At 68.6% G+C, this 9,454-nt stretch carries 10 protein-coding genes; 5 read left to right on the top strand and 5 right to left on the bottom strand.

Annotation, left to right across the window (positions count from 1 at the left end; genetic code table 11):
• Positions 1–172 precede the first annotated feature (172 nt).
• Positions 173–883, top strand: coding sequence for an rRNA pseudouridine synthase (locus ACFZCE_RS26490; protein WP_390943519.1), 711 nt, complete (start codon positions 173–175; stop codon positions 881–883).
• On the opposite strand, the gene ACFZCE_RS26485 is transcribed toward ACFZCE_RS26490, so the two are convergent.
• The gene (locus ACFZCE_RS26485) at positions 868–1,272 is read right to left on the bottom strand and encodes a Rid family hydrolase (protein ID WP_390943518.1); all 405 of its coding nucleotides are present in this window, start codon (positions 1,270–1,272) and stop codon (positions 868–870) included. The genes ACFZCE_RS26490 and ACFZCE_RS26485 overlap by 16 nt on opposite strands.
• A gap of 137 nt (positions 1,273–1,409) precedes the next feature.
• Between ACFZCE_RS26485 and ACFZCE_RS26480 the strand changes: the two genes are divergently transcribed.
• Entirely contained in the window at positions 1,410–2,336 is a 927-nt protein-coding gene (locus ACFZCE_RS26480; protein WP_390943517.1) for a LysR substrate-binding domain-containing protein, read from the top strand.
• Here the strand turns inward: ACFZCE_RS26480 and ACFZCE_RS26475 are convergent.
• Genes ACFZCE_RS26475 through ACFZCE_RS26465 form a run of 3 tightly spaced genes read right to left on the bottom strand, consistent with a single transcriptional unit; the run spans position 2,323 to position 4,276 of the window.
• Positions 2,323–2,724 (bottom strand): biopolymer transporter ExbD, encoded by a 402-nt coding sequence (locus ACFZCE_RS26475; protein ID WP_390943516.1) that lies wholly within the window; start codon positions 2,722–2,724, stop codon positions 2,323–2,325. The two genes, ACFZCE_RS26480 and ACFZCE_RS26475, sit on opposite strands and share 14 nt — an antisense overlap.
• A gap of 1 nt (position 2,725) precedes the next feature.
• A complete protein-coding gene (locus ACFZCE_RS26470; RefSeq protein ID WP_390943515.1) occupies positions 2,726–3,442 on the bottom strand; it encodes a MotA/TolQ/ExbB proton channel family protein in 717 nt (238 codons plus the stop codon).
• Between the two features lie 18 nt (positions 3,443–3,460).
• The gene (locus ACFZCE_RS26465) at positions 3,461–4,276 is read right to left on the bottom strand and encodes a TonB family protein (protein WP_390943514.1); all 816 of its coding nucleotides are present in this window, start codon (positions 4,274–4,276) and stop codon (positions 3,461–3,463) included.
• 370 nt (positions 4,277–4,646) lie between these two features.
• Here ACFZCE_RS26465 and ACFZCE_RS26460 point away from each other — a divergent pair, with 370 nt between their 5' ends.
• Together ACFZCE_RS26460 and ACFZCE_RS26455 are read left to right on the top strand one after the other, a co-directional pair.
• Complete coding sequence (locus ACFZCE_RS26460) at positions 4,647–5,417, top strand: ABC transporter permease subunit (protein ID WP_390943513.1); 771 nt, start codon at positions 4,647–4,649, stop codon at positions 5,415–5,417.
• Positions 5,414–6,220, top strand: a complete 807-nt coding sequence (locus ACFZCE_RS26455; RefSeq protein WP_390943512.1) for an ATP-binding cassette domain-containing protein — start codon at positions 5,414–5,416, stop codon at positions 6,218–6,220. The genes ACFZCE_RS26460 and ACFZCE_RS26455 overlap by 4 nt, the downstream gene beginning before the upstream one ends.
• On the opposite strand, the gene ACFZCE_RS26450 is transcribed toward ACFZCE_RS26455, so the two are convergent.
• Positions 6,217–7,560 (bottom strand): MmgE/PrpD family protein, encoded by a 1,344-nt coding sequence (locus ACFZCE_RS26450; RefSeq protein ID WP_390943511.1) that lies wholly within the window; start codon positions 7,558–7,560, stop codon positions 6,217–6,219. The genes ACFZCE_RS26455 and ACFZCE_RS26450 overlap by 4 nt on opposite strands.
• Before the next feature lie 295 nt (positions 7,561–7,855).
• Here ACFZCE_RS26450 and ACFZCE_RS26445 point away from each other — a divergent pair, with 295 nt between their 5' ends.
• Positions 7,856–9,445, top strand: coding sequence for an ABC transporter substrate-binding protein (locus ACFZCE_RS26445; protein ID WP_390943510.1), 1,590 nt, complete (start codon positions 7,856–7,858; stop codon positions 9,443–9,445).
• Positions 9,446–9,454 lie beyond the last annotated feature (9 nt).

Genomic DNA, 9,454 nt, shown 5'->3' with positions numbered 1-9,454 from the left:
CCGGGCGATAGGCCCTGAAGCTCATGCAAAAAATCAGCAGCGCTCACAGATTGATCCCCTCCAATGGCTTAGGTGAACAGCAAGGCAGTGGGGGGTTAAGGGCCCTCGGCACAAACCCAACAGCCCAACCCGGTTCCCGGTACAATGCCGGCTTTTGCCTGAGTACCGCGCCATGACCGAACCCCAACGCCTCTCCCGCCGCCTGATCGAACAGGTCGGCTGCTCGCGCCGCGAAGCCGAGCTGTACATCGAAGGCGGTTGGGTCACCGTGGCTGGCGAGGTGGTCGATGTGCCGCAATTCATGGTGCAGGACCAACCCGTCGCCCTGCTCGAAGGGGCCAAGGCCGAAGCGCCGGAGCCGGTCACGCTGATCCTCCATCAGGGCGCCCAGGTCGACGACCGCAGCGCGCTGGCCTCGATCACCCCGGCCAGCCAGGCCGCCGAGTTCGACACCGGCAAGCGCGTGCTCAAGGGGCACTTTCGCCGCCTGCAATGCCTGGCGCCGCTGCAGCCCGGGGCCAGTGGCCTGCAGGTGTTCAGCCAGGACTGGCGCACCACGCGCAAGCTCACCGTCGAATTCAACAAGCTCGAACAGGAATACCTGGTGGAAGTCACCGGTACGATGCGTGACGGCGGCCTTGAGCGGCTCAAGCGCGGCATCACCCACAAAGGCGTGGAACTGCCGCGGGTCAAATGCAGTTGGCAGAACGAAACCCACCTGCGCTTCGCCCTCAAGGCCCCCGAAGCCGGGGTGTTCGCCCAACTGTGCGCCGCGGTCGGGCTAACCCCGCTGTCGATGCGCCGGTTGCGCCTGGGCGGGGTGTCGATGGGCAAGCTGCCGGCCGGGCAATGGCGCTACGTGACCGCTCAGGAACGCTTCTGAGCGGGCACCGCGGCGATCACCTTGATCTCCACGTCAAAGCCGTACAGCCAGGTCACCCCCACCGCAGTCAGCGTCGGGTACGGGACCTCGCCCCAGTATTCGGGTACTACCTCCCACACCTGTTCGAAAATCGCCTCCGGGTTGACCATGAACACCGTCACGTCAATCACGTCGCTGAAGCTGCCGCCGGCTTCGGCGAGGATCGCGTTGAGGTTGGCGAAGGCCTGGCGCACCTGGGCCTTGAGGTTGGGTTCGGGCGAGCCGTCCTCGCGGCTGCCGACCTGGCCGGACACGAACAGCAAGCCGTCACGGCGGATGGCCGGTGAATAGCGGTTGCGCTCGTACAGCGCGCGGCGGCCGGCGGGGAATATAACGTCACGTGTAGCCATTACTGCCTCCAGGCGGGCCATGGCGGCCCCGTTGTGTAGGCCGCTACTGTGGCGCGCCGGGCCTGGGCGATAAACCTGCCAATGCCGGTAACATTGTTTGTAGAATCCAAACAATCAGCCCGCCAAGAGCCCCGCCCATGGACCGCTTCGATGCCATGCAAGCCTTTGCCCGTGTGGTGGAGACCGGCAGCTTTACCCAGGCCGCCGCCACCTTGCAGCTCAGCCGCACCAGCGTGACCCAACTGGTGCAGCAGTTGGAGGCGCGCTTGCGGGTCAAGTTGCTCAACCGCACCACGCGCAAGGTCAACCTCACCGCCGATGGCGCCGCTTACTACGCCCGCGTGGTGCGCCTGCTCGGCGAGCTGGACGACGCCGAAACCAGCCTCTCCAGCGCCGCCGCGGTGCCCCGTGGGCGGCTGCGGGTCGACGTGCCCAGCCCACTCGCGCGGCTGCTGCTGGTGCCGGCGCTGCCGGGGTTTTACGCCCGTTATCCGGATATTCAGATCGACATGGGGGTGAGCGACCGCCGTGTCGACCTGATCGACGAAGGCGTGGATTGCGTGGTACGCGGCGGCGAACTCGGCAGCGCGCAGTTGCAGGCGCGGCGCGTGGCCGACCTGGCCTTGGGGGTATACGCCGCGCCCAGCTACCTGGCCCGCGCCGGGGTGCCGGCGCACCCGCGCGAGGTCGAGGGGCCGGCGCATCAGGTGGTGGGGTTTCTCTGGGCGCGCAGCGGCAAGCCGATGCCCTATGCCCTGCAACGCGGTGAGGAAAGCCTGCGCCTGCACGGCCGCCATGTGTTGGCGGTGGACGACGGCAACGCTTACATTGCCGCCGCGGTGGCCGGGCTGGGGATTGCCTGGCTGCCCCACTACATGGCCGAGGCCGCCCTGGCCCGCGGCGAACTGGTGGCGTTGTTCAGCGACTGGCAGCTGGAGCCCATGCCGCTGTACGTGGCCTACGGGCCCAACCGCCATGTCAGCGCCAAGCTGAGGGTGTTTATCGAGTGGGTGGTGGAGGTGGTCGGCGCCTATGCGCCGCCGGCCGCCCTCAACGCGCGGTAATCACCGCCAACTTGGTGATCCCGGCCTTCTCGATCGAGGCCATGGCCTTGGCCACTTGCCCATAGTTGGCGCCATCGTCGGCCTGCAACTGCACGCGCAGGTCTGGGTTGCCGCGCTTGGCCGCCTCCAGGTTGCCTTGCAGCAACTCCGGGGCGATGGCGTCTTTGTTGACGAACCACTGGCCCCCGGCGTCGATGCTCACCACCAGCGGTTCTTTGTTTTCCACCGGCGCCACGGCTTCGGTCTTGGGCAGGTTGATTGGGATCGAGTTGGTCAGCAGCGGCGCAGTGACGATAAACACCACCAGCAGCACCAGCATCACGTCGACCAGCGGCGTGACGTTGATTTCGCTGAGCACTTCGTCGTTGTCCTGAGTGGAAAAAGCCATCTCAGCTCGCCTCCTTCACCGCGCTGTGGCCGCTGGCCTTGCGCGCCGTGGCCGGGTGCACCAGCACGCGGAAGGCGCTCTTCTGCGCCAGGCTGTAGAAGTCATGGGCAAAGTCGTCGAGGTCCGCCGCCTTGAGCTTGAGGCTGCGCAGGAAGTAGTTGTACACCAGCACCGCCGGCACCGCGACGGCGATGCCCACGCCGGTGGCGACCAGCGCCGCGCCGATCGGCCCGGCCACGGTTTCGAGGCTGGCCGAGCCGGCCGCGCTGATGCCCTTGAGCGCTTCCATGATGCCCCACACAGTGCCGAACAGGCCGATGAAGGGCGAGGTGCTGCCGATACTGGCGACCACCGCCAGGCCGGTTTCCAGCGAACGCCGTTCGCGTACGATCTGCTGGCGCAGAGCGCGTTCGAGGCGGTCCTGGTGGTTGATGGCGTGGGCCAGGTCACTCGGGGTGCCCTGCTCGCCCACGGCGATGGCGGCGTAGCCGGCCGCGGCCACCCGCGCTGCGGCGCCGGGTTGGCTATCAGCCAGTTGCGCGCCGGTTTCCAGGTTGGGGGCGGTCCAGAAGCGCTTCAGAAAGCGTTTGTCCTGGCCCTTGAGGCGGCTGAACTGCACGCCCTTGACCAGCGCCAGGCCCCAGGTGAGCACGGAAAAACCCACCAGCAGCCAGATCACCGCGCCTTCAACGGACTCGGTAGGAGAAATAAGTGCCATGTTGAACGTCCTCGGAAGTTAACGAATCTTGAAATCGATAGGAACGGTGACCCAGCCTTCAACCGGCTGCCCACCTTGTTTGGCCGGCACGAAACTCCAGCGCCGCACCGCGGCCAGCGCGGCCTGGTCGAGCTGCTCGCGCCCGGCGCTTTGCTGCACCTGGATCTCGCCCGGGCTGCCGTTGGCCAGCACCCGCACGCGCAACAGCACGGTGCCTTCCCAGCCGCGGCGCTGGGCCAGTGGCGGGTATTCGGGGGCCGGGTTTTTCAGGTAGCCGGCAGTGGCCTGCGGCGGCGTCACCGGTGCCGGCGCCGCGGGGGCTGGCGGCGGAGCTTCGGCCTTCGGCGGCGCAGGCGCCGGCGCCGGTTCCACCGGCTTGGCCTCTTGCTTGGGCAGCGGTTTGGGCGGCTGCTTGATCACCGGCTTGGGTGTGGGCTTGGGCGGTGGTGGCGGCTTGCTCGCCAGTTCGTCTTCCACCGGTGGCGGCGGTTCGGGCGGCTGCACTTGCGGTTGTGGCGGTGGGGGTGGCTGTACCACCGGCGGTGGCGCCGGCTGGCTGAACTCGATGGTCATGGGTGGGATTTCCGGCGGCACCACCGGCAGCGGTGGCGTGGGCCGTTGCCCCGCCCAGTACAGCACGGCCCCGTGCAGGGCCAGCACCAGCCCGGCCAGCAGCCAACCCTCGCGGCGGCTGGTGGCCGGGCGCGTGGGCCGCTGCAGGGCGAACTGGGCCAGGTCGAGCACGACGGCCTGCCGCGCTGCGGCGGCGGGGTCCACGGCCTCGGGCCCGCCGGCTAACGGCACGGCGCGGGCGGCGGACTGTAGGTTCGTCATTGAAGGAAACTCCTGGTGAGCACGGGCAGGTGGGCAAGCTTCGAGCGCTCTGCCTCACGGGCTGGGATCATGCACAGCAGGGGTTTATGCCTAGAAGGAACTTATCCTTAGTGGCTCATAGCCAAATGGCATGAAGGGCTGCGTGGCATCTGCTCAATGCCCCGGTTTCATTGGGCGGCGGCGCTTCTGGTCGCGATGCCATGCCTGGCCTGCATGGAAAAAATGCCCTGAAGGCATCAGGTGCTGGCGCACTGGCTGGGGCCCTTCGCTCAGCACAGCCCAACCGCTATCACCTAATACCCAACCGTTATTTAACCTCCCCACGCCAATCGTTTAGCGTGCGCCGCTGGCCCTTACCACGGCAGTGCCCATGCCCAATGCCCCGTTTGACCCCGCACGCCCCTACAGCGCACCGGCCCTTCAACGGCGGCGCCTGCCGGCGTGGCTGCCTTACCTGGCCAGCCCGCTGTTGGCGGTGGCCGCGTGGCAGGGTTTGGCGCCCGCGGCGCTCAGCCCCAGCGGGTTGGCCGAGGCCCTGCTGGCGCTGGCGGGCGGTGCTGGGCTGTACAGCGCCTTGGCGCACACGGGGGGCCAGGCGCTGGCCGGGTTGTGGCTCGGGCTGCTGGGCGGCGGCGCGCTGGGGGTGGCGGCGGGTTTGAGCCAAGCGGGGCGCTGGCTGCTGCTGGGGCCGCTGAAGGTGTTGAACAGCGTGCCGCTGCTGGCGTTCTTGCCGCTGCTGCTGGGCTGGGCCGGTGCGCCGGGCGCGCGCTGGGCGATGGCGCTGGCGGCGGCGTTGCCGATCAGTGCGGCGTTGGCCCGGGCGCTGCGCGGCACCCACCCCGAGCTGCTCGAGGCCGGCCACACCCTGCGCTTGAACCGCTGGCAACAGGCTTGGCACATCCGCCTGCCCGCGGCCGTGCCGGCGTTGTTGCGGGCCCTCCGGCGCGCCTGGCTGCAGGTGTGGCTGGTGCTGCTGGCGCTGGCCTTGCACGGCAGCGAGGGCGGCGTCGGGGCATTGCTGGGGCAGCCGGGTGCCCAGGGCGCACTCTTGGCCCTGCTGCTGTACACCGCGCTGGCCGGGGCCGGCAGCCTGGCCTTGCACGGCCTGCAGGGCTGGGCGCAACGGCGGGGCTGGGCATGAACCGCGCCGCCTCAGGGTTGCCGCCCCTGGCGCCGGCACTGCGGGTGCGCCAACTGGTGCGCGCCTTCGGCCCTCGGCGGGTACTCGATGAACTCAACCTGGACATCGCCCCCGGTGAGTTCGTAGCCGTGCTGGGCCTGAGCGGCACGGGTAAAACCACCCTGCTGCGCACCCTCGCCGGGCTGGATGAACCCGACGGCGGCGCGCTGCAGGTGCCGCCGGTGCAAGCGATGCTGTTCGGCCAAGCGCGGCTGATGCCGTGGAAGCCGCTGTGGGCCAATGTGGTACTGGGCGCGCCGATCGCGCACGCGCAACGGCGCGCCACGGCCCTGGCGGCGCTGGCGGAAGTGGGCCTGGCTGACCTGGCCCAGGCCCGCCCGCGCCAGCTTGACGCTGGCCAGGCGCAGCGCGCGGCGCTGGCCCGCTGCATGGTGCGGGCGCCACAGTTACTGCTGCTCGATGAACCCTTCGCGCTGCTCGACGGCCTGACCCGCCTGCACCTGCAGCAGCTCACCCTGCGGCTGTGGCGGCAGTACCAGCCGGCGGTGCTGCTGGCCACCCACGACATCGACGAAGCGATCACCCTCGCCGACCGCTTGGTGCTGCTGCAGGGTGGGCGCATTCTCGAACAGATCCGCATCACCTTGCCGCGCCCGCGTGACGGCACCCAGCCGGCGTTCAATGCCCTGCGCCAACGGCTGCTGGGGCTGCTGCGGGTCAATGCCAGCACCCCGGAGCCGACCGACCAGGGCCCCGGGCGCTACTTGATTTACGGCCAGCCGCTGAGCTCGATCGCCATCTAGCCGCGTACCCGCGCGGCCAAGCCGTGCCAGTCGCCGGCCTCGGCCAACGCCGCCAGGCGTGCCCACAAGGCGTGCCCATCGACCCCCGCCAGCGCGCCGCACTGGGCGGCTTTGGCCGCGCACGCGGCGCGGCCCATCGGCTGCCCCCGTGAGCCGGGCAGCACGGGTTGGGTGGCTTCGAGCACGCGGCCGTCGCGCAAGGTAATGGCCACCGTGGCCGGGGCAAAGTCGTGGCTGTTGCGCGGGTCTACCCGCAGGTGCACTTTACGCAGCACCGTGGCGATGGCCGGTGCTTGCAGGGCCGCCGGTTGCAGGTGCTCGAAGGTCAGCGGCCCGCGCAGCAGCACCGAGGCGAGGTGGTAGCGCAGGTTGAACTGGGCGAGCATGGCCAGGTCGCCGTTGGCGCTGAACTCACCGCCCACGTAGCGGAACATGAACGGCGACACATAGGCCACCAGTTCGAGGACGTCTTGCTCCCCGCAGCCGTGGGCGCCCACTAGGCCCAACAGGGCCTCGATCGGCGCCTGGCTGCAGGCCGACACCGGGTAGGGCTTGAGCGCGGTGTCAAGCAGCCGCCAGTCGCTGCCGAGCCCGGCCAGCACCGCTTTGTCGTTGCCCGGCTCGTACAGCGCGCGAAAGCCAAAGCGCCCTTCCACCGCCTGGCGGGCGGCGGTCACCCCGGCCGCCGCCAGTTGCGCGGCGAATACCCCATTGCGGGTGGCGAAGGCCGGTTGCAGGCGGCGGCTGAGCACCGATTCCAGGCTGGCCTGCTGGGTACCGGCGGCCTGGGCCATGGCCAGGCCGATGGCGTGGGCCAACTGCTCGGCGGGCAGTTCGAGCAACAGCCCAGCGGCGATCGCCGCGCCGATGCCGCCGTAGATCGAGCTGTGCGACCAGCCGGCACTGCGCGGTGAGGCGCTGTGGGAGAAGCGCCCCACCACCTCGCTGGCCGCCACGAAGGCCAGCACGAAGGGTTCCCAGCCGCGGCCCAACTGCTCGGCCATCGCCCAGGCCGCCGGCAGGCACACCGCGTCGGCATGCACCCGGGCGTTGATGCTGCCGTAGCCGAGCAGCCCAGCGTGCAGCGTATTGATAAAGGCCGCGTCGGCCGGGGCCATCGCCGCGGCGCCGTGGGCGAACCACAGGTGGCTGCGCCCGGCAGACGCCGGCAACGCCGCGCGCACCCCGTGGGCGGCGGGTTGCGCCTGCCCCGCCAGGGCCACCAGCAGGGTGTCGGCCAGCAGCGTGCGGGCCATGCCCAGCACCTCGGCGGGCAGCTCCTGATGGCGCAGCGCAACCAGCCGCTTGGCCAGGCGCAGGGTCATCGGCTCAGCGCGCATGGCGAGCCGCCGAATAGAAAAATCGCAAGGGCATGGGGGCACTCAACAACCGGGCAAACGCCTACGTTACCGGCCCGGCGCGCCGCCGCAAAGCACCCGCGCTGGCTAAAAGGGCATAACCATATACCGCTAAGTTCGCAGCGTTTTTGCCGTTTGCCGGCGCCTAACTCTATGCACTAACGATATTAGCGGTTGATCTAGCCGCAGGTTAAGTTGCCCAGCACCGGACCACCGGGCCCCCATAAGCATTGACCCCGCTGCGCTGACCGTGCCGCAGCCCTGACCGAGTGTGCCCATGCCCTTCGCCCTACCGACTTCGCGCCTGGCCCGCGCTGGCCTGCTGGCCGCCGCCGTGGCCACCCTGCTGCCCTTCACGGCCAGCGCCGCCACCCTGACTGCCATCGTCCAGCCAGAGCCCGTGGCCCTGACCTCGACCTTCAACACCAACTTCCCCAATGGCGTGGTCTCGAACAACATCTACGAAGGGCTGGTGAGCTACAACGAAGACATGCAACCGCAGCCAAGCCTGGCCACCGCCTGGGAGATCGCCGCCGACGGCCTGAGCATCACCTTCCACCTGCGCCAGGGCGTGAAGTGGCACGACGGCCAGCCGTTCACTTCGGCGGATGTGAAGTACTCGGCGCTGGAGGTGTGGAAGAAGGTTCACCCGCGTGGCCGTAACACCTTTGCCGCGTTGCAGGATGTGCTCACCCCCGATCCGTACACCGCGGTGTTCAAGCTCAGCTCGCCGTCGCGGGTGATCCTCAGCTCGATCAACGCCAACGAAGCGCAAATTCTCCCCGCCCACCTCTACGCCGGCACGGACATCCTGCAGAACCCGCACAACCTCAACCCGATCGGCACCGGCCCGTTCAAGTTCGTCAAATGGGAGCGCGGCCAGTACATCGAGTTGGCGCGCAACCCCGACTACTGGGAAGCCGGCAAGCCGAAGGTCGACAAACTGGTGTTCCGGGTGATCCCCGACGCCAGCTCCCGCGCCGCCGCGCTGGAAACCGGCGAGGTGCAGTATTCGCCGTACGATTCGGTGCCGTTCAGTGACGTCGAGCGCCTGAGCAAAGACCCGGAACTGGTGGTCAGCAAGCGCGGCTATGAGTCCTCCGCGGCCTATGTGTTCATGGAGTTCAACCTGCGCAACCCGATCCTGGCCAACCTCAAGGTGCGCCAGGCCATTGACCAGGCGGTGAACAAACAGCAACTGATCGACGTGGTCTGGTACGGCCTGGGCAAACCTGCCACCGGGCCGGTGCCGTCGTCGCTGAAGCAGTTCTATACCACCGACGGCGTGCCGCAGTACCCCTTTGACCTGGCCAAGGCCAACCAGCTGCTGGATGAAGCCGGCTACCCACGCAAGGCAGACGGCACGCGGTTCAGCCTCAACGTGGACTACCAACCCTTCCACGAGGGCTTCAAGAACCAGTCGGAGTTCATCCGCCAGAGCCTGAAGAAGGTCGGCATCGAGGTCAACGTGCGCACCCAGGACCTGGCCGGGTTCATCAAGCGGGTGTACAGCGATTACGACTTCGACATCAACACCGGCCGCTGGGTACCGATGATGGACCCACAAATCGGCGGCCTGCGCCAATACGCCAGCAGCAACATCACCCCCGGCGTGCCGTGGAGCAACGCTTCGCACTACAGCAACGCCGAGATGGACGCGGTGATCGCCGCGCTGCAGCAGGAAGCCGACCCGGCCAAGCGCCAGGCCGACTTCTACCAGTTCCAGCGCCTCGCCCAGCGGGACCTGCCGGTGGTGCCGCTGTTCGAGCAGCAGAATTTCACCGTCTACAGCAAGCGCCTGCAGGGCGTGAGCACGGCCCCGGACGGCGCGCTGTCTTCGCTCAAAGACGTGACCATCACCCCTTGAGGAGAACCC

The organism is Pseudomonas sp. NPDC007930 (assembly GCF_042958985.1).
Taxonomy (GTDB): Bacteria; Pseudomonadota; Gammaproteobacteria; order Pseudomonadales; family Pseudomonadaceae; genus Aquipseudomonas.
This window is presented reverse-complemented; position numbering and strand designations above follow the sequence as displayed.